Genomic DNA, 23,042 nt, shown 5'->3' with positions numbered 1-23,042 from the left:
GGATTGGTAGAACAAGAAGCGGGCCCCATCTCTGGAACCCGCATGGGTACTGGTGCCGGCTGCAGGACTCGAACCCGCCACCTGATGATTACAAATCAACTGCTCTACCTGATGAGCTAAGCCGGCATAAATGCAGACCGCGATTCTACTGCATGCGGGCTGCGTTGGCGATGGTTGGCCAGTTAGATCAGACCGGCCGAAGGGCCTTACTTGACGACCTTCAGCGAAGGCTTGCGGGTACCGATGCGCGGCACCGGCGGCGGATTCGGATCGTCGTCGTCCGAAGCGTCGGCAGTGTCGGCTTGGGCACCGCCGTCGCTTTCGACCGGAGCCAGTTTCGGCGGCGGATTCAGTTCGCGTTCGGTCGCGGCCTGGGTTTCCGGCACGCTGCGCTCGACCGGGAAGGCCATACCCTGCCCGTTCTCGCGCGCGTAAATCGCGAGCACGTTATCGACCGGCACGTCCAGCTTCCGGGAGACGCCGCCGAAGCGGGCGCTGAAGCTGATCCACTCGTTGCCCATTTCCAGACCGCTGGTCGCGTCGAAGCTGACGTTCAGCACGATCTCGTTGTTTTTGACGAATTCGCGCGGCACGTTGGTGTTCGCGTCGACGAACACGGCGATATACGGAGTGAAGCCGTTGTCCGTGCACCATTCGTAAATGGCGCGGATCAGGTAGGGCTTGGTCGAGGTTTCAGGCATAAGACTTCCAGTGGCGTCGCGCCGGTGGCCCGAGCGGACTCGGGCCGGGCCGGCTTAGCGGCGCATCACCTTTTCGGACGGGGTCAGCGCTTCGATATAGGCGGGGCGGCTGAAGATCCGTTCCGCGTACTTCAGCAGCGGGGCGGCGTTCTTCGACAGTTCGATGCCGTAGTGGTCCAGACGCCACAGCAGCGGTGCGATGGCAACGTCCAGCATCGAGAATTCTTCGCCGAGCATGTACTTGTTCTTGACGAAGATCGGAGCCAGTTGCGTCAGCCGGTCGCGGATCGCGGCGCGGGCGCGCTCGTGGCTCTTCTCGGCGGTCTTGCCCTTCTCGTTCTCGAGCACGTAGACGTGGGTGAACAGTTCCTTTTCGAAGTTGAACAGGAACAGGCGGGCGCGGGCACGCTGGACCGGGTCGGCCGGCATCAGCTGCGGGTGCGGGAAGCGCTCGTCGATGTACTCGTTAATGATGTTGGATTCGTACAGGATCAGGTCGCGCTCGACCAGGATGGGCACCTGGCCGTAGGGATTCATCACCGAGATGTCTTCCGGCTTGTTGAACAGGTCGACGTCGCGGATTTCGAAGTCCATGCCCTTTTCGAACAGGACCAGGCGGCAACGCTGAGAGAACGGGCAGGTGGTGCCCGAATACAACACCATCATGGTTGGGATTCCTTGGAGGCGGCGCTAGGCCGAAGTTGGGTCAAACATTCTGTCAGAACCCACCATCGGAAAGCAAATTCGTTACAAATAGCGTAACGGAATGTCGGATCGGTGGCTTGGCGGGCGGCGCATGGGGCGCGCCGGTGTCCGATCCGTTCATCCCGTCACAAAGGAAAAAGGGCCAGGCGGTGTCGCATCGGCAACCCCGCGCTAGCCCTCGGGCGGTCTACCGGGATTACTTGACGTCTTTCCAGTAGGCGGCGTTCAGGCGCCAGGCGAACACGGTGAATACGCCGAGGAACAGCAGCACCCACACGCCCAGACGGCGGCGGTGGTTCTGCGCCGGCTCGGCCATCCAGTCCAGATAGGCGACCAGGTCGGCGACGGCGGTATCGTACTGCAGCGGCGTCATGCTGCCGGGCGTCAGTTGTTCGAAACCGACGAACTTGTGCACTTTTTCGCCATGCTCTTCGACGTCGGCGAACTTGGCGGCGCGCTGGCCTTGCAGTTCCCACAGCACGTGCGGCATGCCGACGCTCGGGAATACCAGGTTGTTCCAGCCGGTCGCACGGGTGTCGTCGCGATAGAAGGTGCGCAGATACGTATACAGCCACGCATCGCCGCGAGCACGAGCGATCACCGACAGATCCGGCGGCGCCGCGCCAAACCACGCCTTGGCGTCCTTCGGCTGCATCGCGATCGTCATCGTTTCGCCGACCTTGTCCGCGGTGAACATCAGGTTCTCGCGGATCTGGTCTTCGGTCAGGCCGATATCGCGCAGGCGGTTGTAGCGCATCATCGACGCGCCGTGGCAGTTCAGGCAATAGTTGACGAACAGCTTGGCGCCACGCTGCAGCGAGAACAGGTCGCTGGTGTTGACCGGCGCCGGCTCCAGTGGATAGCCCCCTTCGGCGGCGATGGCGGGCGCACCGGCAAAGCACGCGCCGGCCAGCGCGAGAATGGAAAGCAGCTTTTTCATCGTTGTTCCTTGTCCTTGGGCCTGGCTTAGTGGTGCTTGAACGTCACGCGGTCGGGCACCGGCTGGAAGGTGCCGACGCGGCTCCACAGCGGCATGGTCAGGAAGAAGGCGAAGTACAGCAGCGTACCGAGCTGCGACACCTTCTCGCCGACCGGCGACGGCGGCTGCACGCCGAGGTAGCCCAAGATCAGGAAGAACACGACGAACACCATCAGGATCGTCTTGTGGAAAGCCGGGCGGTAGCGGATCGACTTGACCGGCGAATGGTCGAGCCAGGGCAGGAAGAACAGGATGATCACCGAACCGCCCATGATCACCACGCCCCAGAACTTGGCGTCGATGAAGTAGAAGCCCAGGGCCAGCACGACGGCGATGGCCACCGCGATGCCCTTGACCTTCAGGCTCTTGCTGCGCAGGAACAGGATGCCGAGCAGCACCGCGAAGAAGATCCACAGGATCGGCAGGAAGTTGGCCGTGGTGGCACGCAGCATCGAATAGAACGGCGTGAAGTACCAGACCGGCGCGATGTGCGGCGGGGTCTTCAGCGGGTCGGCCGGGAAGAAGTTGTTGTGTTCCAGGAAGTAGCCGCCCATCTCGGGGAAGAAGAAAATCACCGCCGAGAACAGAATCAGGAACACGCCGACGCCCATCAGGTCGTGCGCGGAGTAGTACGGATGGAACGGGATGCCGTCGAGCGGCACGCCGTTTTCGTCCTTCTTCTCCTTGATTTCGACGCCATCCGGGTTGTTCGAGCCGACCTCGTGCAGCGCGATGATGTGGGCGACCACCAGGCCCAGCAGCACCAGCGGCACGGCGATCACGTGGAACGAGAAGAAGCGGTTCAGCGTCGCGTCGCTGACCACGTAGTCACCGCGGATGAACAGCGACAGGTCCTGGCCGATCACCGGGATCGCCGAGAACAGGTTGACGATCACCTGGGCGCCCCAGTACGACATCTGGCCCCACGGCAGCAGATAGCCCATGAACGCCTCGGCCATCAGCGTCAGGAAGATCAGGCAGCCGAAGATCCAGACCAGCTCGCGCGGCTTGCGGTACGAACCGTACAGCAGCGCGCGGAACATGTGCAGATAGACGACCACGAAGAACGCCGAGGCGCCGGTCGAGTGCATGTAGCGGATCAACCAGCCCCATGGCACCTCGCGCATGATGAACTCGACGCTGGCGTACGCCACCGGGATGCCGGCGGCGTTCAGCGTGCCGTCCGGCTTGTAGTTCATCACCAGGAAGATGCCGGTGACGATCTGGATCACCAGCACCAGCAGCGCCAGCGAGCCGAAGAAGTACCAGAAGTTGAAGTTCTTCGGCGCGTAGTACTTGGACAGATGGTCTTCCCACAGTTGCGTCGCCGGGAAGCGCGCGTCGATCCAGCCCAGCAGGCCGGTCGTCTTGACTTGCTTTTCCGCCGCCATGATCAAGCCTCTCCTTTTTCGTCTTTGCCGATCACGATCGTGGTGTCGGTGAGGAACTGGTATGGGGGAACGTCAAGGTTCTGCGGTGCCGGCTTGTTCTTGAATACGCGGCCTGCCAGGTCGAAGGTCGAGCCGTGGCACGGGCAGAGGAAACCGGGGTCGGAACCGAGGGTGGGATTGGCGCCAGCCGCGAACGGGCCGGACGGGGAGCAACCGAGATGCGAGCAGATGCCGACGACGACCAGGATATCCTTGTGCTCGGGCCGGGAACGGGTTTCGTTCTTGCAGTACTCGGGGGTTTCCATCGTGAACGGAATGTCCGAGTTCGGGTCGGCCACTTCGGCGTCGGTCTTTTTCAGCGACGCCAGCATCTCGTCCGTACGACGCAGAATCCAGACGGGCTTGCCGCGCCATTCGACCGTCATCATTTCGCCGGGCTTGAGCCCGCTGATGTCGGCCTCGACCGGCGCGCCTGCCGCCTTGGCCTTTTCCGACGGTGCAAAGGTACTGACAAACGGCACCGCAACCGCCACTCCTCCGATGCCGCCAGCCACAGACGTCGCGATCAACCAGTTGCGACGCCCCTTATCCACGCTCTTCACGCTTTGCTGGTCATTCATTCCAAACCCCAGGGGAAGTCAATTTAGATTTTGCGTCAACCGTAAATTGTACCTTAGGCACATTGGGCAGTGAAAGCGCGGTAACCCGGGGGTGTTCGTTGATCGCGCGACCGTGTAGGGGACCGACATCCGTCTGCCGCAAAGCCGCGTCAGGCTTGCGTTTGCGGCATCGTTGCGGCAGTCTTGCGCTGCGGTGCGTGGTGAAAAATGAACAACAGCAAGGAGTTAAGCCATGAGCATGATGTCGGAATTCAAGACCTTCGCGATGCGCGGGAACGTGGTCGACCTGGCGGTCGGCGTGATTATCGGCGCAGCTTTCGGAAAAATCGTGGATTCCGTAGTCAATGACCTGATCATGCCGCTGGTGGGCCGGATCATCGGCAAACTCGACTTTTCGAATCTGTTCCTCGTGTTGTCCGATCCCCCGGCGGGCACGCCAATGACGCTCGATGCCTTGAAAAAGGCCGGCGTGCCGGTATTCGCCTACGGCAATTTCCTGACCATCCTGGTCAACTTCCTGATCCTGGCCTTCATCATTTTCATGATGGTGCGCGCCATCAACCGGCTGCGCGCCGCGGAACCGCCGGCACCGGCGCCCGAGGATCCGGAAGACGTCAAGCTGCTGCGCGAGATCCGCGACAGCCTGAAGAGCCGGGCCTGAGTTTGGCCCGAGCGGGCGCCGCTGTCGGCGCCCGCGAAAAAACCCCGGTTATACCGGGTTGGAAATATCGATGAAGGTATGGCGCAGCCCTAATTGCTGTGCCAGATGGGTGCCGAGCGCGCGAATGCCATAGCGCTCGGTCGCATGGTGGCCGGCGGCGATATACCCGACGCCGCTTTCGCGCGCCAGGTGCGTGGTCTGCTCGGAGACCTCGCCGCTCAGATAGACATCGACTCCTGCTTCGATCGCCGCGCCGAAATAGCCCTGCGCGCCACCAGTACACCAGCCCACGGTGCGTACCGGCTGATCCGGATCGCCGATCGCCAACGGGTCGCGGCCGAGCACGCCGGCCACGTGGTCGGCCAGCATGCGCAGCGTCATCGACTGCGGCAGCGTGCCGGTCCAGCCCAGTTGGTCGTCGCCGAAGCGCCCCGTCGGATTCAGACCGAGCTCTCGCCCCAACTGCGCGTTGTTGCCTAGCTCGGGATGGCCGTCCAACGGCAGGTGATAGGCCAACAGATTGGTGTCCGATACCAGCAGACGCCGCAGCCGTCCATGCTTCTGGCCAATGACGCGCGCGTCCTCCCCGCGCCAGAAATAGCCGTGATGGACAAGGATCGCGTCGGCCCCGGCCTCGATGGCCGCGTCGAGCAGCGCAACGCTGGCCGTGACGCCCGTCACGATGTGAGTGATTTCGGGTCGACCTTGCACTTGCAGACCATTCGGGCAATAGTCCTTGAAGCGGGGGACTTCCAATAGGTCGTTCAAGTACAATTCAAGCTCTTTTGTTTTCATTTTCAGCCCAAACTCCAATATGTTGCGCCGCTTCTGGCTGTTCTTTGCCCAGGCCGTCACAGTTGTGCTGGCCATCTGGTTTGTCGTGGCGACATTGAAACCGGAATGGCTGCAACGCGGGCGCGTCGCGGTCCAATCCGGTTCGCCGATCGTCGCGCTCAAGGAAGTGGTGCCGAATGTCACGGGACCATCCGCGGAACGCTCTTATAGCGAGGCGGCGCAGCTGGCGATGCCGGCGGTGGTCAACATCTTTACCAGCAAGAACGGCGCGCGCCGCGGCAATCCGCAGGCCGACGATCCGTGGTTCCGCTTCTTCTTCGGTGACCGGCTGCCCGAGCGGCAGGAGCCGGTGTCGAGCCTCGGTTCAGGCGTGATCGTCAGCGCCGAGGGCTACATTCTAACCAACCACCATGTCGTGGACGGCGCCGACGAGATCGAGGTCGCGCTGACCGACGGCCGCAAGGCCAACGCCAAGGTGGTCGGCTCGGACCCGGAAACCGACCTCGCGGTGCTGAAGATCACGCTGAAGGACCTGCCGGCGATCACGCTGGGACGTCTGGAGAACGTCAAGGTCGGCGACGTGGTGCTGGCGATCGGCAATCCGTTCGGCGTCGGCCAGACCGTGACCATGGGCATCGTGTCGGCGCTGGGCCGCAGCCATCTGGGCATCAACACCTTCGAGAACTTCATCCAGACCGACGCCGCGATCAACCCCGGCAACTCCGGCGGTGCGCTGGTCGATGCGCAAGGCAACCTGCTTGGCATCAACACGGCGATCTACTCGCGCTCGGGTGGCTCGCTCGGCATCGGCTTCGCGATTCCGGTGTCCACGGCAAAGCAGGTGATGGAGTCGATCATCTCCACCGGCTCGGTAACGCGCGGCTGGATCGGCGTCGAACCGCAGGACATGACGCCGGAGATTGCCGAATCGTTTGGGCTCGATGCCAAGGAGGGCGCACTGATCGCCGCGATCGTCCAGGGCGGACCCGCCGACAAGGCAGGCGTGCGGCCGGGCGATGTGCTGGTGGCCGTGCAGGATCAACCGATCACGGATACCACGGCGCTGCTCAATGCGATCGCACAGCTCAAGCCCGGTACGGAAGTCAAGATGAAAGTAGTACGTCGTGGCAAGCCGACCGAGGTGACAGTCATGATCGGCAAGCGGCCGCCTCCGCCGCGACGTGTGCTGCCTTACGACGAGGAAGATTGACCGCCGTCCGACCGCGCATCGCCGCGGTCGGCTGCGACGGGCGATCCAGCAAAAAGCCCCTTGGTACGTTGCCAAGGGGCTTTTTCTTTTTCGGGCCTCTATCCACGATCACGCCGGTTGCTGACGTGGGCAATTGGCCGATCGCCATGACAAACCGCAATCGCCGCAAGCCCTGGCTCGGACAATAGCGGCGGCATGCGAGCGCCCGAACGGTCGTACAGTCGCCATCCGCTCGGACTGCTGCATGGCGTCTCTCTATGCCGCGCCCGACTACTCATCCGGTCACAGCGATCGGGAGCCTGAAGCAGGCGCGGCTTGGAGCAGGCCCGCGCCGACTCATCGTCTGCACCTACAGGTATCGAAACCGCGCGCCCAAAACAAAACGCCGGCATCCCGAAGGATGCCGGCGTTTCGATCAAGCTAACTTGATGCGATCGCTCGCGTCAAATTAGAACTTGTGGCGCACGCCAACGATGGCACCGAACTGGTCCTTGCCCGGCTCGACGTTGAACACCGGGGTCGAAGCGGTCGGGTTGTTGAAGCCAGCCACGCCCAGAGCCGAACCATCCTTGTTCAGGGTGTACGACAGCGAGGTGTAGATGTCGGTGCGCTTCGACAGAGCGTAGTCGCCGGTCAGCACGAATTGCCACGGATCAGCACCGCTGCGGCGGAAGTCCTGGTAGTACGCAGCACCCGTGACCGAGAAGGCCGGGGTCATTTGGTACGCCAGGCCAGCCCAGTACAGGTTCGACGTGGTCACGTCAGCACCGCCAACAGCGCCCGGCAGGACGGCGCCGTCAGATGCCTTCGCCCAACGGTAGCCCAGGAAGGCCTTGGCCGGACCGAAAGCGTACGTACCGGCAACGGTAGCGCGGCGGATCACCGGAGCTTGGTTGCCTCCGGGAGCCAGCGAACCAACGTGCAGGTCGTCATAGGCAGCACCGATCGAGAACGGGCCAGCAGCGTAGCTCAGCAACGCGCCCATTTCGCGACCACCGACGTTGCGGCCAGCAACTTCTTGGCCGTCAGCGCGGAACGAGTACATGGCCGACGCGGTCAGGCCGCCGAACTTGCCGACGTACTTGACGGCGTTGTCAGCACGCGATTGGAACTCGACAGCTTGCGAGGTGATCGAGTAACGCGGAGCGATCGCCATCGGGTCGAACTGCAGACCGAAGTCGTAGAACGGGGTCTGTTGACGGCCCAGGGTCAGGGTGCCGAACTGGTTCTGCAGACCGACGTAGGCGCTACGACCGAACAGACGGCCGTCTTGGCCCGAACGGCCGTTGTCGAGATCGAAACCGCTTTCCAGCACGAACAGACCCTTCAGGCCACCGCCCAGGTCTTCCACGCCGCGCAGGCCCCAACGCGAACCGGACTGGCCGCCCGATTGCATGCGGAACAGGTTCTCACCCGTTTGGCCGGCGTTGTTGTTGTACTCGAGACCAGCGTCGACCACGCCGTACAGGGTCACGCTCGACTGGGCGTAGGCACCACCAGCGGCCAGGGCGGCGACTGCAGCTGCAAACAGTTTCATCTTCATATCGACACTTTCCTTGTCAACTGATTGGGAAATCTTGGGTTGCCCAAGTGCTTGGGCGACGCATTCACCATCACGTCTGAGGCGTATTATGTGTCAGGCTCCCCGGCGCTCAGAAGGCTTTTTCGTCGTAAACCGTTCCTGAGGGCGGCTTTTGTTGCTGGACAGCAACAGGAGAAACGGTGGTTTTCCCCATTTTGGTGCAAAAAGGACGCAATGATTGCGCCCTTCGGCACCAATCAGTCGGCTTGCGACTCTTTGGCCGCGCCGTCATTGGGCAACGGACGACCGATGACCTTGGCCATCAACAGGCCAAGCTCGTAGAGCAGGATCAGCGGGATCGCCAGCAGCAGCTGCGAAAGCACATCGGGCGGCGTCACGATGGCCGCGATGATGAAGGCCCCGACGATCACATACGGGCGGATCTGCTTGAGCTTCTCGAGCTCCACCACACCGAAGCGCACCAGCACGATAACAACCACCGGCACCTCGAAGGTGATGCCGAAGGCTAGGAATGTCGTCATCGCGAAGCCGAGATACTTGTCGATGTCGGTCGACATCTCGGCGCCCAGCGGCGCGTTGTAGTGCGCCATGAAATGGAACACCGTGGGAAACACCAGGAAGTAAGCGAACGCCACGCCGAACAGGAACAGCAGATAGCTGCTGGTGACGAGCGGCATGATCAACCGCTTCTCATGCTGATAGAGCCCCGGCGCGACGAATTGCCAGATCTGGTACAGCACCCACGGCAACGCGATCAGGAAGGCGACCAGCAACGTGACCTTCATCGGCACGAAGAACGAGCCGGTCACGTCGGTGACGATCATCCTGCCGCCCTTGGGCAGCGACTCCATCAGCGGCCGCGCGAACAGATTGAAGATGTCCGGGGCCCAGTAGACCAGACTGACGAATACCACCAGCACGCCGGCGACGGCCTTGACGATGCGCTCGCGCAGCTCCACCAGGTGCGAGATGAAGGTTTCCTGCTGGGATTCTTCTTGGGGATCGGGGGAACGCGATTCGCTCATGGCGGCAGCCGCTCAGCAGCGGTGGGCGGACAACAGGAAAGAGAAAAGCGACATCGCGCGCGGCAAGGCGCGCGACGAACGTGCGGACCGGTCGGCCGCCGGTATCGGGGCGGACTGCCGCATGGTCACTCGAAGAAAGAACGCGCGGGGCGCGTGGCCGGACGGTGGCGCTTGACGCGGGCGGCGCCGGACTGGGCCCAGCCGCGGACATTGTTCTGGCGCTTGTACCACTTCGGCACGGCGGCCTGCTTGACGCGCCAGCTCTTGCGGCCGTTGTGCATCTTGTGCGCGGTGTCCCAGCTGGGGACATACGGCGCCGCGGACATATCGCTGCCGCCGGACACGCCGGACACGCCGCTCTCGCCGGTGGCCTCCGACAATGCCTCGTTCAGCGACTGTGCCTGCTCGTTGACCTCTTTGTGGATGGTCCGCTCGACGTCGCGCGCGGCGTCCTCGAACTCGGTCCGCATGCGGCGCAGTTCGTCGAGCTCGACTTCGCGGCTGACTTCCGCCTTCACGTCGCTGATATAGCGTTGTGCGCGGCCGACCAGCGCGCCGACAGTGCGGGCGACCTTGGGCAGCCGCTCGGGACCGATCACGATCAGCGCGACCGCACCGATCAGCGCCAGCTTGGAAATGCCCAGATCGATCATGCGGGATTCAATGCCATTGCCGGGCGCGGCCGGGCGCAATGCCCCGCGCCGCCGCCCGGAGGAAGAAGAGGATCAGTGTACCGGGCCACGGCGGGGCCGATGCGGGGCCGCGCCGGCCGGACGCCGACTGACTGCATGATCCGGATTACTGCTGCTGGCGCGACTTTTCCTTGGCGTCCACGTCGATCGTGGTCGAGTCGCGCAGTTCCTTGGGCGTGCCCGTGCCGGTAGTGGTGTCCTCGCCCGGGGCCGCGTTGGGATCCTTCATGCCGTCCTTGAAGCCCTTGACCGCGCCGCCCAGATCCTGGCCGATATTGCGCAGCTTCTTGGTGCCAAAGACCAGCATGACGATCACCAGCACGATCAGCCAATGCCAAATGCTAAACGAACCCATTTTCCTGCTCCTGATGAAGCCCCGCGCGGCACCTTGCCACGCGGACCCGTTGTTTCCGTCCGAGCTCGCACGCCGGGCGACGGTAGCCGGCGCTGTTTCGTCCGCCGCAAGCGGCCGGACGTCATTCTCTACTCAAGCGTGCCGCGTCGGCCTACGGCAGCGCGACCTTCCATTCGGTCCGCGGCCCGCCCATCACGTGCAGATGCAGGTGATAGACCTCCTGACCGCCATCCGGACCGGTGTTGATCACGGTGCGGAAGCCATTGCCGCAACCCAGTTCCTGGGCCAGCTGCGGCGCCTTGAGCAGCATTTTAGCAAGCACGTCGCCCTCGCCCGGGCCACAGGCTGCGAGCGAGTCCACATGCACCTTCGGAATGATCAGGAAGTGCACCGGCGCCTTCGGATGGATATCGTGGAACGCCAGCATGTCGGCGTCCTCGTACACCTTTCGCGACGGTATCTGGCCGGCGACGATCTTGCAGAAGATGCAATTCTCGTGTGCGTTCATGAAAGTTTCATTGCGAAGTGAAGGACACCGGCAAGCCCGGCTCAAACCTGGCCCGGATGGCACCGTCTAGAAACGCTGCTCTGGGTACATCGGCTTGCTGTCATTCAAATACAACCAGCCTTTGACAATACGGTAAAGAATCCACAGCGACAACAGGCCCCAGACAATGAAGGCCAGCGCGATGCCCACCACGGTGGCAAACAGCACGCCGCCGAGCACGGTCCACGCGACCGACCACCAGAACGAGCGGATCTGCCACGCAAAGTGCGATGCATAGAGCGTGCCGCGAGCGTCGTCCCGCTTGACGTAGTTGATGATGATCGCGATCAGCGCGGTAATGCCGCCGGTCAGCCAGAAAATCGCATACAGCCCATACAGGATGTGGGTCAGCTTGCGCAGGCTGTCGAGCTGCGCGCCGCCGCTGCTCGGCACCACCTGGCCGGGATAATCCCGGCCGGGATAGTCGTTGCTCATTGCGCCTCCTTGCGTGTGCGCACGGTTCGGTCCAGACGATACTGTGCCACACGATACCCCACAGCCCGTCCAGGAGCCGCGGCGCTCACTTTGCCTCGGGCGTGCGCGACGCCTTCTCGGCCAGCCCCGACAGCCCCTCGCGGCGCGCCAGTTCGGCCACCACGTCGGCCGGGCCCCGGCCGAAGCGGGCCAGCAGCACCATGCTGTGGAACCACAGGTCGGCGACCTCGTAGACGACCTTGTCGAGCGCGGGCGCGGTCAGGTTGGCTGCGCGTGCGTCCTTGGCCGCCATCACGGTCTCGGTCGCTTCCTCGCCGATCTTCTTCAGGATCGCGTCATCGCCCTTGTGGAACAGCCGCGCGACATACGATTGGTCGGGATCGCCGCCGTGTTCCGGCTTGCGCGATTCGAGCACCGCGGCCACGCGCGCCAGTACATCGGCCAGCGCGTCGGCCTGGTTCGCAGAAGAGTCGCTCATCAGTGATTGCTGCCGTAGATGGCCGAGGGATCCTTGAGCACCGGTTCGACGGTCTGCCAGTCGCCGTTCTCGACGTCGCCCTCGAATTTCTGAAAGAAGCAGGAATGGCGGCCGGTGTGGCAGGCGATGTCGCCGGCCTGCGTGACCTTCAGCAGCACCACGTCCTCGTCGCAGTCGAGGCGGATCTCATGCACCTTCTGCACATGACCCGATTCCTCGCCCTTGTGCCACAGCCGCTTGCGCGAGCGCGACCAGAACACCGCCTCGCCGAGCTCGACGGTGCGCTGCAGCGCCTCGCGATTCATGAAGGCGAACATCAGCACGTCGTTGGAGCCGAGTTCCTGCACGATCACCGGCACCAGGCCGTGATCGTCCCATTTGACCTTGTTGAGCCACTTCTTTGCCATCGTCAAACCCGCATCGGAATGCCCTCGCGGGCCATGAATGCCTTCGCCTCGGCCACCGTGTGCTGGCCGTAGTGGAAGATGCTTGCGGCCAGCACCGCGTCGGCGTGGCCGATGCGGATGCCGTCGGCCAGGTCCTGCAGCCCGCCGACGCCGCCCGAGGCGATCACCGGCACGCCTACCGCGTCGCTGACCGCCCGGGTCAGTTCGAGATCGAAGCCGCTCTTGGTGCCGTCGCGATCCATGCTGGTCAGCAGCAGTTCGCCGGCGCCGCGCCGTGCCACTTCGCGCGCCCACTCGACGGCATCGAGCCCGGTGGCCTTGCGCCCGCCGTGCGTGAACACCTCCCAGCGCGGCGGCTCGCCCGGCGCCGAACTGCGCTTGGCGTCGATGGCGACCACGATGCATTGCGAGCCGTAGCGCGCGGTGGCATCCGACACCAGTTGCGGATTGCTGATCGCCGACGAATTGACGCTGATCTTGTCCGCGCCGGCATTGAGCAGCCGGCGTACGTCCTCGACGGTGCGCACGCCGCCGCCCACCGTCAGCGGAATGAAGACCTGCGAGGCCACCGCTTCGATGATGTTGAGCATCAGATCGCGGCCGTCGCTGGTCGCGGTGATGTCCAGGAATGTGATTTCGTCCGCGCCCTGCTCGTCATAGCGGCGCGCGATCTCGACCGGGTCGCCCGCGTCGCGCAATTCGACGAAGTTGACCCCTTTGACCACCCGCCCATTGGTCACGTCCAGGCAGGGGATGATACGTTTGGCTAGCATCGGAATCCTTGCCACGCGGCGCGCGCAGGCGCGGCGCGACGCGGGCAGCAGCGCCCACCGGGGCGCGATGGCGACGGCTTACTTGTCGGCGCCGAGTTTGTCCGCGAGCGCCTGGGCGTCCGCGAAATTCAGGTCGCCGGAGTAGATCGCGCGGCCGCAGATCACCCCTTCGACGCCTTCGCTCTCGACCGAGCACAGCCGGTCGATATCGCTCATGTTCGACAGGCCGCCGCTGGCGATCACCGGGATCGACACCGACTGCGCCAGCTTGACGGTCGCATCGATGTTGATGCCCTGCAGCATGCCGTCGCGGCCGATGTCGGTATAGATGATCGCCTCGACGCCGTAGTCCTCGTACTTGCGCGCCAGGTCGATCACTTCGTGGCCGGTCAGCTTGCTCCAGCCGTCGGTGGCGACCTTGCCGTCGCGGGCATCGAGACCGACGATGATGTGGCCGCCGAACGCCGAGCACGCGTCCTTCAGAAAGCCCGGGTTCTTGACCGCGGCGGTGCCGATGATGATGTACGACAGGCCGTCGTCCAGCCACCGTTCGATGGTGTTCAGGTCGCGGATGCCTCCGCCGAGCTGCACCGGGATCTCTTCGCCGACCTCGGCAATGATGGCCTTGATCGCGGCCTCATTGCGGGGCTTGCCGACGAAGGCGCCGTTCAGATCGACCAGGTGCAGACGCCGCGCGCCCTGTTCCACCCAATGTCGTGCCATGGCGGCGGGCTCTTCGGAGAAGACGGTGGCCTGGTCCATATCGCCTTGTTTGAGGCGTACACATTGACCGTCCTTCAGGTCGATGGCCGGAATGAGCAACATAAGCGTGACGAGCGTGTTGAAGTAAAAAGGTTGTCCTGGCGTGACCGGCGCTGCCGGCCCGGCCTTGCCTGCGTCGAACGGCTTGGTGAATCAGGGCTTCCAGTCCACGAAGTTCCGGTAGAGCTGCAAGCCGAGCGCCGCACTCTTCTCGGGGTGGAACTGCGTGGCAAAAATATTATCTCGGGCCACCGCGCTGGTAAACACGACGCCATATTCGGTTTCCCCGGCAGTATGGGCGGAATCGCGCGGCTGCACATAGTAGCTGTGGACGAAATAGAACCAGCTCTGATCGGGAATACCCTGCCACAGCGGATGCGGCCGGGTCTGGCGAACGCGGTTCCAGCCCATCTGCGGCACCTTGTAGCGCGAGCCGTCCGGCTGCGTCATGCCATCGAGCTCGAAGCGGACCACCTCGCCCGGCATCAGGCCCAGGCATGGCGTGCTGTCCGCACCGGCCCTACTTTCCCTGCTGGCCTCGAACAGCATCTGTTCGCCAACGCACACGCCCAGCAGCGGCTTGCTGGCCGCGGCCTCGAGCACGGCTTCGCGCAGCCCCGAGGCGTTCAGCGCAGCCATGCAGTCGGGCATCGCGCCCTGGCCCGGCAGCACCACGCGCTGCGCGGCGCGGATGCCCTCGGGCGCATCGACGACGCGCACATCGGCGTCGGGCGCCGCACGGCGCAGCGCCTGCGCCACCGAGCGCAGGTTGCCCATGCCGTAATCCACAATTGCAATCGTAGTCATGATGTTGGAAACGGCCGTGGCATCGCGTGGCCGTCCCGTCGGAACGGTGGAGTTGGGTAGGTGGAGTCCGGTAGAGACCGGTCGGAGTCGTTGGCGGCAGGCAGGGCGCCGCCGTACTTCATCGGACCGGTATCGAGATCAGAGCGTGCCCTTGGTCGACGGAATCGTGTTGGCCGCGCGCGGATCCAGTTCCACCGCCATGCGCAGCGCCCGGCCGAAGGCCTTGAATACCGTTTCGCATTGATGATGCGCATTGATGCCGCGCAGGTTGTCGATATGCAGCGTCACGCCGGCATGATTGACAAAGCCGCGGAAGAACTCGATGGTCAGGTCCACATCGAAGCTGCCCACGCGCGCCCGGGTGAACGGCACATGGAACTCCAGCCCCGGGCGGCCCGAGAAATCGATGACCACGCGCGACAGGCATTCGTCCAGCGGCACGTAGCTGTGCCCATAGCGGGTGATGCCCTTCTTGTCGCCGATGGCCTTGGCCACCGCCTGCCCCAGCGTGATGCCGACATCCTCGACCGTATGGTGGTCGTCGATATGGGTGTCCCCCTTGGCTTCGACCTCGAGGTCGAACATGCCATGGCGGGCGATCTGGTCCAGCATGTGGTCCAGGAAGGGAACGCCGGAAGCCAGCAACTGGCGTCCGGTGCCGTCCAGATTCAGGGCGACGCGGATCTGGGTCTCTGAGGTATTGCGGGTGACCTCGGCAACACGCATGGTGCTAATCCTGCAGCGAGGCGGCAAACGCCTCGAGAAACTGCGCATTTTCTTCGGGGGTGCTGACCGTCACGCGCAGACAGTTGGCCAGCAATGGGTGCATTTTACTCACGTTCTTGATCAGCACCTTGCGCGCGAGCAGCCGATCGAAGATTCGCGCGGCATCGGGCACGCGCACCAGCAGGAAATTGCCGGCGCTCGGGAACACCGTGACGCCGGGGTGCGCGGCCATCGCCGTGGCCACGCTGGCGCGCTCGGCACGCAGTTGCGCCGCCTGTTCGTCGAGCACGTCGACATGCTCGAGCACGAACAGCGCGGTCGCCTCGGTCAGCACGTTGACGTTATACGGTGGGCGGACCTTGTCGATCTGCGCAAGCCAGGCCGGATCGCCGGCCAGATAGCCGAGGCGGATGCCGGCCAGACCGAGCTTGGACACGGTCCGCATCACCAGCAGATTGCCGAACTCGGGCAGCCGCGGCATCCAGCTGTGCTGGGCGAACGGCTGGTAGGCCTCGTCGATCACCACCAGGCTGTGGCAGACCTCGCCCTGCGCGGCGCGCACGATGGCCTCCATGTCCTGCTCGTCGAACAGCGTGCCGGTCGGATTGTTCGGATACGCCAGGTAGATCACGGCCGGCTTGTGCTCGGCCATCGCGGCCAGCATCGCGGCGCGGTCCAGCGTGAAGTCCTCCCGCAGCGGCACGCCGACGAATTCGAGTCCGGTGAACTGCGCCGACATCGCATACATCACGAAGCCCGGCACCGGCGCCATCACCTTCGCGCCGGGCCGCGCCACCGCCAGCGCCAGCATGCTGATGATCTCGTCCGAGCCGTTGCCCAGCAGGATCTCCATGCCGGCCGGCACGTCCATCACCTCCTTCAGCCGCGCGCGCAGCGCCTCGCTGGTCGGCACCGGATAGCGGTTCAGCGCGACCTCGGCGAGCCGCTTGCCGAGCTGCTCACGCAGCGGCGCAGGCAGCCGGTACGGATTCTCCATCGCATCGAGCTTGATCAGACCGTGCGAATCGGCCACGTGATACGCGCCCATGGCGCGGACGTCGTCACGGATGATTCGCTCGATCAGGGAAGGCTCGACGGCTGACATAAATTCCTCTTCGGTTGGGGAGTGATGGGGCGGCACACCGGGCCGGCACGCATGCCGCCCCGGCAAATCAACTGCGCTTGAGCCGGTACTCGGCGCTGCGGGCATGCGCCTGCAGGCCCTCGCCATAGGCGAGTTCCGCCGCGATCTGGCCCAGCATCTGCGCGCCGGCCTCGCTGACCTCGATCAGACTCGAGCGCTTCTGGAAGTCGTAGACCCCCAACGGCGACGAGAAGCGCGCGGTGCGCGAGGTCGGCAACACGTGGTTCGGACCCGCGCAGTAGTCGCCCAGCGATTCGCTGGTGAACTGGCCCAGGAAGATCGCGCCGGCGTGGCGGATCTTCTCGGCCCACTGGCGCGGATTGAGCGCGGAGATCTCCAGGTGCTCGGGGGCGATCGCATTGGCGATGTCGCAGGCCTCGTCCATGTCGCGCACCTTGATCAGCGCGCCGCGGCCGCCGATCGAGGCCGCGATCACGTCGCGGCGCGGCATGTCGTCGAGCAGGCGGCGGATGCTGTCTTCCACCTTCAGCAGATAGCCGGAATCCGGGCACAGCAGAATCGACTGCGCCATCTCGTCGTGTTCGGCCTGCGAGAACAGGTCCATCGCGACCCAGTCGGGGTCGGTGCTGCCGTCGCAGATCACCAGGATCTCGGACGGCCCGGCGATCATGTCGATGCCCACCGTGCCGAACACGCGGCGCTTGGCCGCGGCGACATAGGCGTTGCCCGGCCCGACGATCTTGTCGACCTGGGGCAGCGTCTCGGTGCCGTAGGCCAGCGCGCCGACCGCCTGGGCCCCGCCGATGGTGAACACCCGGTCGACCCCGGCGATGGCCGCAGCCGCCAGCACCAGCGGATTGCGCACGCCGCCCGGCGTCGGCACCACCATGATCACTTCCTTGACGCCCGCGACGCGGGCCGGAATCGCGTTCATCAGCACCGACGACGGATACGCGGCCTTGCCGCCCGGCACGTACAGGCCGACGCGATCGAGCGGCGTCACCTTCTGGCCGAGCACGGTGCCGTCGGCCTCCGCGTATTCCCAGCTATGGCTGCCGCATTCGATCTTCTGCTTCTCGTGATAGGCGCGCACGCGCGCCGCGGCCGCCTCGAGTGCCGCGCGGCGTTTCGGCTCGAGCTCCTCGAGCGCCGCGTCCATCTCGGCCGGCGACAGTTCCAGCGCGGCCAGCGATTCCGCCTCGACACGGTCGAAGCGCAGCGTGTATTCGAGCACCGCGGCATCGCCGCGCACCTTGACGTCGGCCAGGATCTGCGCAACGGTGCGCTCGATGGCCTCGTCCTCGCCGGCCTCGAAGGCCAGCAGCTGGCGCAGCCGCAACGGGAAGTCCGTGCTGGCCGAGTCCAGTCGGCGGATGTTCAGGCTTTGTTCCTTCATGACTCCATTCCCCGGGCCGTCGGCCATGGCATCACGCCACGGCCGCGGAGGCCCGTTCAAATGCTTCGAGGATCGGCGCCAGCCGCTCGCGCTTGAGCTTGAGCGCGGCCTGGTTGATCACCAGCCGCGACGAGATCTGCACGATCTCCTCGACTTCCACCAGATTGTTGGCGCGCAGCGTGCCGCCGGTGCTGACCAGGTCGACGATCGCATCGGCCAGCCCGACCAGCGGACCGAGCTCCATCGAGCCGTACAGCTTGATCAGATCGACGTGGACGCCCTTCTTGGCGAAATGCTCGCGCGCGGTCTGTACATACTTGGTCGCCACCGCCAGCCGCGCCCCCTGGCGCACCGCGCGGACATAGTCGAAACCCGCCGGCACCGCCACCGACATGCGGCAGCGGGCGATATTCAGATCGATCGGCGCGTAGAGGCCGGCCATGCCGTGTTCCATCAGCACATCCTTGCCCGCCACGCCGAAGTCGGCGGCGCCGTACTGCACATAGGTCGGCACGTCGGAAGCGCGCACGATGATCACGCGCACGTCCGGGTCGGTGGTTGGCAGGATCAGCTTGCGGGAGGTTTCCGGGTCTTCGGTGACCTCGATGCCCGCGGCCGCCAGCAGCGGCATGGTTTCGGTGAAGATCCGGCCCTTGGACAGGGCCAGGGTCAGCTGATTCGGAGAAGGGCTCATCGTCTTGTTGGTCGCTGGGTCAGCCGGCGATGCGGCGAATGCGCGCACCCACTGCCGACAGCTTGTCTTCCATGCGGTCGTAGCCGCGGTCCAGGTGATAGATGCGGTCGATCACCGTTTCGCCGTCGGCGATCAGGCCGGCGATCACCAGGCTGGCCGAGGCGCGCAGATCGGTGGCCATCACCCGCGCGCCGGACAGGCGCGGCACGCCGGTCACCACCGCGGTATTGCCTTCGACCGCGATATTGGCGCCCAGCCGGTTCAGCTCCTGCACGTGCATGAAGCGGTTCTCGAAGATCGTCTCGGTGACCCGAGCGGCGCCGTCGGCGACGCAATCGAGGGCCATGAACTGCGCCTGCATGTCGGTCGGGAACGCCGGATATTCGGAGGTGCGAAAGCTGACCGCGCGCGGGCGCTGGCGCATTGCCAGCCGGACCCAGTCGGCGCCGCGCTCGATCGAGGCGCCCGCTTCGGCCAGCTTGTCGAGCACCGCGTCGAGAATGCCCGGCGGGACATCGCGCACCACCACCTCGCCCAGCGTTGCAGCGGCCGCACACAGAAAGGTGCCGGCCTCGATGCGATCGGCGATCACGCGGTGCTCGGCGCCGTGCAGGCGCTCGACGCCCTGGATCACCAGCCGGTCGGTGCCGATGCCCTCGATGCGCGCGCCCATGCCGACCAGCAGGTTGGCCAGGTCGGTGACCTCGGGCTCGCGCGCCGCGTTCTCGAGCACGGTCTCGCCCTCGGCCAGCGTGGCGGCCATCAGCAGGTTCTCGGTGCCCGTCACCGTGATCATGTCGGTGACGATGCGCGCGCCCTTGAGCCGGCGCGCGCGGGCGTGGATGAAGCCGTGCTCGATGGCGATGTCGGCGCCCATCGCCTGTAGGCCCTTGATGTGCTGATCCACCGGCCGCGCGCCGATCGCGCAGCCGCCGGGCAGCGACACCCGCGCCTCGCCCAGGCGCGCGACCAGCGGTCCCAGCACCAGGATCGACGCGCGCATGGTCTTGACCATCTCGTAGGGCGCCTCGGGCGAGGTGATCTCGCCCGCGTTCAGCGCCAGCTGCGTGCCGCTCTGCTCGGCGCGCACGCCCATCTGGCGCAGCAGCGTCAGCATGGTGCGCACGTCGTGCAGACCGGGCACGTTGTCCAGCGTCAGCGTGTCGCCGGTCAGCAGGCTCGCACACAGGATCGGCAAGGCAGCGTTCTTGGCGCCGGAGATGCAGATTTCGCCGCGCAGCGGGCCGTTGCCGTGGATTTCGAGTTTGTCCATGAGGATCGGCGGCTGCTCAGCGCTGGCCGGGCTGTCCCGCCTGCCCGGCTTGCCCGGCCTGATCCCCCTGCCATTCGGCGGGCGTCAGCGTCTTCATCGACAGCGCGTGGATCTCGGCGCGCATGCGGTCGCCGAGCGCGGCATAGACGCGCTGATGACGCTGGATCAGCCGCTTGCCTTCGAATTCGGCGCTGACGATGGTGGCGAAGAAGTGCTGGCCGTCGCCCTCCACTTCGAGGTGTTCGCAGGGCAGCCCCTGGGCAATGTAGTCCCTGACTTGTTCAGGTGTAGGCAGCATGGCTAATCTCGTTTCGTCGGTTTGCATCCCGCTGTCGCGCGCGTCGCTGCGATCTGGTGTCGCAGTGCGGTTCGCGATCAGTGCCGCAGCTTGTAGCCGCTCTGCAGCAGCCGCAGCGCAATCGCCGCGACCACCGCGAAGGCGCTTGCCACCACGGCCAAACTGAACCACGGCGACACGTCGGAGACGCCGAAGAAGCCGTGGCGGAACCCGTCGATCATGTAGAAGAACGGGTTGGCGTGCGACACCTTCTGCCAGAACGCGGGCAGCGAGTGGATCGAATAAAACACGCCGGACAGGAAGGTCGCCGGCATGATCAGGAAATTCTGAAAGGCGGCCAGCTGGTCGAACTTCTCCGCCCAGATGCCGGCGATCAAGCCAAGCGTGCCGAGCATGCCGGCGCCCAGCAGCGCGAACACGACGATCCACGCGACATTGGCCACATGCAGGTCGGCGAACCATACCGTCACCAGCAGCACGCCCAGGCCAACCGCGAGCCCGCGTACGATCGCGGCGGTCACGTAGGCGCCGAACATCTCCCAGTGCGACAGCGGCGGCAGCAGCACGAACACCAGGTTGCCGGTGATCTTCGACTGGATCAACGACGACGAACTGTTGGCGAACGCGTTCTGCAGGATGCTCATCATCACCAGCCCGGGCACCAGGAAGGCGGTGTAGCTGATCTGGTCGTAGACGCGGACGCGGTCCTCGAGCACATGGCCGAAGATCAGCAGATAGAGGATGGCGGTCAGCACCGGCGCGGCCACGGTCTGGAAGCTGACCTTCCAGAAGCGCAGCACTTCCTTGTACAGCAGCGTGCGAAAGCCGACCAGGCCGCCCACCGCCATCGGCGCCAGGTGCAGGCTGTCGTCGCCGCCGCTGCGGGCACCCTGGTCCGCGCGGTCGAGTCCGGCTGGATGTTTCATACCGGGCTCTCCAGCGAGGAAGGGGTGGCATTGACGGGTTCGGCACGGTCCGCGGCGCGCTTGCCGCCGTCGCGGTCCACCTCGCCCCCTGCGTCGCCACCGTCGGCGCCGTCACGCGAGGCCGGCTTGCGCCCTTCCCTCCCCATGATCTGCACGAATACGTCCTCGAGGTCCGCCTTGTTGATTTCCATGTCTTCGATTTCGCAGCCCGCCTCGCGGCACGCCGCCAGGATCGGTTCGACCACCTGATAGCCGGACAGCCGCAGCCGGATCGCGCGCTCGCCCGGATTGGACGGCATCCGCAGCGGCTCGAGCGAGGCCGGCAGGCGGCCCGCCGACAGCGTCAGCACCAGCTGCAGGCCGGCGAACTGGCTCAGCAGGCTGCTGGTGCGGTCCAGCGCCACCACCTCGCCGAACTTGAGCATCGCGATGCGATCGCACAAAGCTTCGGCCTCTTCCAGATAGTGCGTGGTCAGGATGATGGTATGACCTTCGCGGTTCAGCCGGGAGATGAATTTCCACAGCGTCTGGCGCAGTTCCACGTCGACGCCCGCGGTGGGCTCGTCCAGCACGATCACCGGGGGACGATGGACCAGCGCCTGCGCGACCAGCACGCGTCGCTTCATGCCGCCCGACAGCTGGCGCATGTTGGCGTCGGCCTTGTCGGTCAGGTCCAGGTTGGCCATGATCTCGTCGATCCAGTCGTCGTTGCGCGTCAGGCCGAAATAGCCGGACTGCAGGCGCAGCGTCTCGCGCACGGTGAAGAACGGATCGAACACCAGTTCCTGCGGCACCACGCCCAGCATGCGGCGCGCCAGCCGGTAGTCGCCGACCACGTCGTGGCCATGCACGCGCACCTGCCCCGAGTCGGCGCGGTTCAGTCCGGCAAGAATCGAGATCAGCGTGGTCTTGCCCGCGCCGTTGGGGCCGAGCAGGCCGAAGAATTCGCCGCGCTCGACGCTGAAACTGACGCCCTTGAGCGCCTGCAGATTGCGGTAGCGCTTGCGGACATCCTGGATTTCGATGGCTTTCATGGCCGATATCGTCTGGCGGGCGTGCGAGCGTCGCGCTGCCGCGCCGGGCTCCTGGAAATGGCGGGAACCGCCTGAGGGTGATACAGCTGCCGGCCTGGTCGCCCGGCTGGCTTGCCGGCTGCCGGCGTGGCAGGCGCATCGCGCGTTGGCGCGCGGCGGTGCTGACGAACGAATAACCCGGAATTATAGGGGATGCGGAGAAATCCCCGCTTGGGACGCGGCATCGGCTGACGGCCGGTGCCGAGGCATCGCGACGGTGCCGGCGCCGGCCATCGGCCGACGCTCACCGCGGATGCCGGTTCAATGTCGATGCAAGGCGGCTTGCCCGGCGGCGGCGAGGGGGTCGGCGGCGGACTGGATGCCGGATTCAGTGGCCGCAGCCGCCGGCACAGATGCCGGGTTGCGCGGCGACAGCGTCAGCAGCGTATCGACGCCGTACAGGCTGGCGAGCGCGGCCACTTGCTGCGGCACGCCGACGAAGGAGAGGGACTGTCCGCGCGCGGCGGCGTCGCGATGCAGCGCCAGCATGACGGCCACCGCCGACGAATCGACCTGTCCGAGCGCGCTGCAATCGATCTGCGCTTCCCCTTGCGCGACGCGCGCGGCCGCATCGCGCAGCACGGCGGCGGCGTTGCGGTTGGTCAGCGAGGTTCCGAGTGAAAGCATCGAATCGAGCAGGCCGGTAGGTAGGTCGGACGGTAGGT

At 65.1% G+C, this 23,042-nt stretch carries 28 protein-coding genes and 1 tRNA gene; 2 read left to right on the top strand and 27 right to left on the bottom strand.

The window, feature by feature from the left end:
• Nucleotides 1–50: 50 nt before the first annotated feature.
• The 6 genes from HTY53_RS17945 to petA all read right to left on the bottom strand — a co-directional run bounded on the left by HTY53_RS17945 (nucleotide 51) and on the right by petA (nucleotide 4,396).
• A tRNA-Thr gene (locus tag HTY53_RS17945) sits at nucleotides 51–126 on the bottom strand.
• Between the two features lie 80 nt (nucleotides 127–206).
• Nucleotides 207–701 (bottom strand): ClpXP protease specificity-enhancing factor, encoded by a 495-nt coding sequence (locus HTY53_RS17940; RefSeq protein ID WP_174107862.1) that lies wholly within the window; start codon nucleotides 699–701, stop codon nucleotides 207–209.
• A 54-nt stretch (nucleotides 702–755) separates the two neighbouring features.
• Complete coding sequence (locus HTY53_RS17935; protein WP_174107861.1) at nucleotides 756–1,367, bottom strand: glutathione S-transferase N-terminal domain-containing protein; 612 nt, start codon at nucleotides 1,365–1,367, stop codon at nucleotides 756–758.
• Nucleotides 1,368–1,602: 235 nt separating this feature from the next.
• Nucleotides 1,603–2,346, bottom strand: a complete 744-nt coding sequence (locus tag HTY53_RS17930; protein ID WP_174107860.1) for a cytochrome c1 — start codon at nucleotides 2,344–2,346, stop codon at nucleotides 1,603–1,605.
• A gap of 26 nt (nucleotides 2,347–2,372) precedes the next feature.
• A complete protein-coding gene (locus HTY53_RS17925) occupies nucleotides 2,373–3,776 on the bottom strand; it encodes a cytochrome b (RefSeq protein ID WP_174107859.1) in 1,404 nt (467 codons plus the stop codon).
• Between the two features lie 2 nt (nucleotides 3,777–3,778).
• Nucleotides 3,779–4,396, bottom strand: coding sequence for a ubiquinol-cytochrome c reductase iron-sulfur subunit (petA, locus tag HTY53_RS17920; protein WP_174107858.1), 618 nt, complete (start codon nucleotides 4,394–4,396; stop codon nucleotides 3,779–3,781).
• A 232-nt stretch (nucleotides 4,397–4,628) separates the two neighbouring features.
• Between petA and mscL the strand changes: the two genes are divergently transcribed.
• A complete protein-coding gene (gene mscL, locus HTY53_RS17915; protein ID WP_274383344.1) occupies nucleotides 4,629–5,057 on the top strand; it encodes a large conductance mechanosensitive channel protein MscL in 429 nt (142 codons plus the stop codon).
• Nucleotides 5,058–5,105: 48 nt separating this feature from the next.
• Here mscL and HTY53_RS17910 read toward each other — a convergent pair whose 3' ends face one another.
• Nucleotides 5,106–5,852 (bottom strand): Nif3-like dinuclear metal center hexameric protein, encoded by a 747-nt coding sequence (locus HTY53_RS17910; RefSeq protein ID WP_174107887.1) that lies wholly within the window; start codon nucleotides 5,850–5,852, stop codon nucleotides 5,106–5,108.
• 19 nt (nucleotides 5,853–5,871) lie between these two features.
• On the opposite strand from HTY53_RS17910, the gene HTY53_RS17905 reads away from it, so the two are divergent.
• Nucleotides 5,872–7,062, top strand: coding sequence for a Do family serine endopeptidase (locus tag HTY53_RS17905; protein WP_174107857.1), 1,191 nt, complete (start codon nucleotides 5,872–5,874; stop codon nucleotides 7,060–7,062).
• Between the two features lie 448 nt (nucleotides 7,063–7,510).
• Here HTY53_RS17905 and HTY53_RS17900 read toward each other — a convergent pair whose 3' ends face one another.
• From HTY53_RS17900 to HTY53_RS17805, 20 genes are all read right to left on the bottom strand, one after another.
• Nucleotides 7,511–8,605 carry a porin gene (locus HTY53_RS17900; protein WP_174107856.1) on the bottom strand — a complete coding sequence of 365 codons (1,095 nt, stop codon included), beginning with the start codon at nucleotides 8,603–8,605 and terminating at the stop codon, nucleotides 7,511–7,513.
• Between the two features lie 236 nt (nucleotides 8,606–8,841).
• Complete coding sequence (tatC, locus tag HTY53_RS17895; RefSeq protein WP_174107855.1) at nucleotides 8,842–9,630, bottom strand: twin-arginine translocase subunit TatC; 789 nt, start codon at nucleotides 9,628–9,630, stop codon at nucleotides 8,842–8,844.
• A 125-nt stretch (nucleotides 9,631–9,755) separates the two neighbouring features.
• Nucleotides 9,756–10,283, bottom strand: coding sequence for a Sec-independent protein translocase protein TatB (tatB, locus tag HTY53_RS17890; protein ID WP_174107854.1), 528 nt, complete (start codon nucleotides 10,281–10,283; stop codon nucleotides 9,756–9,758).
• 145 nt (nucleotides 10,284–10,428) lie between these two features.
• On the bottom strand, nucleotides 10,429–10,677 hold the full coding sequence (gene tatA, locus HTY53_RS17885) for a Sec-independent protein translocase subunit TatA (RefSeq protein WP_174107853.1): 249 nt from the start codon (nucleotides 10,675–10,677) through the stop codon (nucleotides 10,429–10,431).
• A gap of 151 nt (nucleotides 10,678–10,828) precedes the next feature.
• On the bottom strand, nucleotides 10,829–11,185 hold the full coding sequence (locus HTY53_RS17880) for a histidine triad nucleotide-binding protein (RefSeq protein ID WP_174107852.1): 357 nt from the start codon (nucleotides 11,183–11,185) through the stop codon (nucleotides 10,829–10,831).
• 66 nt (nucleotides 11,186–11,251) lie between these two features.
• On the bottom strand, nucleotides 11,252–11,659 hold the full coding sequence (locus HTY53_RS17875) for a DUF4870 family protein (RefSeq protein ID WP_232206324.1): 408 nt from the start codon (nucleotides 11,657–11,659) through the stop codon (nucleotides 11,252–11,254).
• Nucleotides 11,660–11,744: 85 nt separating this feature from the next.
• Entirely contained in the window at nucleotides 11,745–12,137 is a 393-nt protein-coding gene (locus HTY53_RS17870; RefSeq protein ID WP_174107851.1) for a phosphoribosyl-ATP diphosphatase, read from the bottom strand.
• Nucleotides 12,137–12,544 carry a phosphoribosyl-AMP cyclohydrolase gene (gene hisI / locus HTY53_RS17865; RefSeq protein WP_174107850.1) on the bottom strand — a complete coding sequence of 136 codons (408 nt, stop codon included), beginning with the start codon at nucleotides 12,542–12,544 and terminating at the stop codon, nucleotides 12,137–12,139. The genes HTY53_RS17870 and hisI overlap by 1 nt, the downstream gene beginning before the upstream one ends.
• A 2-nt stretch (nucleotides 12,545–12,546) precedes the next feature.
• Nucleotides 12,547–13,317, bottom strand: a complete 771-nt coding sequence (gene hisF, locus HTY53_RS17860) for an imidazole glycerol phosphate synthase subunit HisF (RefSeq protein ID WP_174107849.1) — start codon at nucleotides 13,315–13,317, stop codon at nucleotides 12,547–12,549.
• Nucleotides 13,318–13,395: 78 nt separating this feature from the next.
• On the bottom strand, nucleotides 13,396–14,142 hold the full coding sequence (gene hisA, locus HTY53_RS17855; RefSeq protein WP_006575774.1) for a 1-(5-phosphoribosyl)-5-[(5-phosphoribosylamino)methylideneamino]imidazole-4-carboxamide isomerase: 747 nt from the start codon (nucleotides 14,140–14,142) through the stop codon (nucleotides 13,396–13,398).
• A gap of 90 nt (nucleotides 14,143–14,232) precedes the next feature.
• Entirely contained in the window at nucleotides 14,233–14,886 is a 654-nt protein-coding gene (gene hisH, locus HTY53_RS17850) for an imidazole glycerol phosphate synthase subunit HisH (protein ID WP_174107848.1), read from the bottom strand.
• Between the two features lie 138 nt (nucleotides 14,887–15,024).
• On the bottom strand, nucleotides 15,025–15,612 hold the full coding sequence (hisB, locus tag HTY53_RS17845) for an imidazoleglycerol-phosphate dehydratase HisB (protein ID WP_006575772.1): 588 nt from the start codon (nucleotides 15,610–15,612) through the stop codon (nucleotides 15,025–15,027).
• 4 nt (nucleotides 15,613–15,616) lie between these two features.
• A complete protein-coding gene (gene hisC, locus HTY53_RS17840) occupies nucleotides 15,617–16,717 on the bottom strand; it encodes a histidinol-phosphate transaminase (RefSeq protein WP_174107847.1) in 1,101 nt (366 codons plus the stop codon).
• 67 nt (nucleotides 16,718–16,784) lie between these two features.
• Nucleotides 16,785–18,113, bottom strand: a complete 1,329-nt coding sequence (gene hisD / locus HTY53_RS17835) for a histidinol dehydrogenase (protein ID WP_174107846.1) — start codon at nucleotides 18,111–18,113, stop codon at nucleotides 16,785–16,787.
• A gap of 31 nt (nucleotides 18,114–18,144) precedes the next feature.
• Nucleotides 18,145–18,807: an ATP phosphoribosyltransferase gene (hisG, locus tag HTY53_RS17830; RefSeq protein WP_149319713.1), complete on the bottom strand. Its 663-nt coding sequence runs from the start codon at nucleotides 18,805–18,807 to the stop codon at nucleotides 18,145–18,147.
• Nucleotides 18,808–18,826: 19 nt separating this feature from the next.
• Nucleotides 18,827–20,080, bottom strand: a complete 1,254-nt coding sequence (gene murA, locus HTY53_RS17825) for a UDP-N-acetylglucosamine 1-carboxyvinyltransferase (protein ID WP_174107845.1) — start codon at nucleotides 20,078–20,080, stop codon at nucleotides 18,827–18,829.
• A 16-nt stretch (nucleotides 20,081–20,096) separates the two neighbouring features.
• Nucleotides 20,097–20,378 (bottom strand): BolA family protein, encoded by a 282-nt coding sequence (locus HTY53_RS17820; protein ID WP_174107844.1) that lies wholly within the window; start codon nucleotides 20,376–20,378, stop codon nucleotides 20,097–20,099.
• Nucleotides 20,379–20,455: 77 nt separating this feature from the next.
• Nucleotides 20,456–21,226 (bottom strand): ABC transporter permease, encoded by a 771-nt coding sequence (locus tag HTY53_RS17815; RefSeq protein ID WP_174107886.1) that lies wholly within the window; start codon nucleotides 21,224–21,226, stop codon nucleotides 20,456–20,458.
• Between the two features lie 74 nt (nucleotides 21,227–21,300).
• Nucleotides 21,301–22,338: an ABC transporter ATP-binding protein gene (locus tag HTY53_RS17810; protein WP_174107843.1), complete on the bottom strand. Its 1,038-nt coding sequence runs from the start codon at nucleotides 22,336–22,338 to the stop codon at nucleotides 21,301–21,303.
• A gap of 300 nt (nucleotides 22,339–22,638) precedes the next feature.
• A complete protein-coding gene (locus HTY53_RS17805) occupies nucleotides 22,639–23,004 on the bottom strand; it encodes an STAS domain-containing protein (RefSeq protein ID WP_174107842.1) in 366 nt (121 codons plus the stop codon).
• Nucleotides 23,005–23,042 lie beyond the last annotated feature (38 nt).

This window comes from Cupriavidus gilardii (genome assembly GCF_013314895.1).
Lineage (GTDB): Bacteria > Pseudomonadota > Gammaproteobacteria > Burkholderiales > Burkholderiaceae > Cupriavidus > Cupriavidus gilardii_C.
Note: the sequence above shows the minus strand (reverse complement) of the source record. Positions and strands in the feature narration are given on the sequence as shown.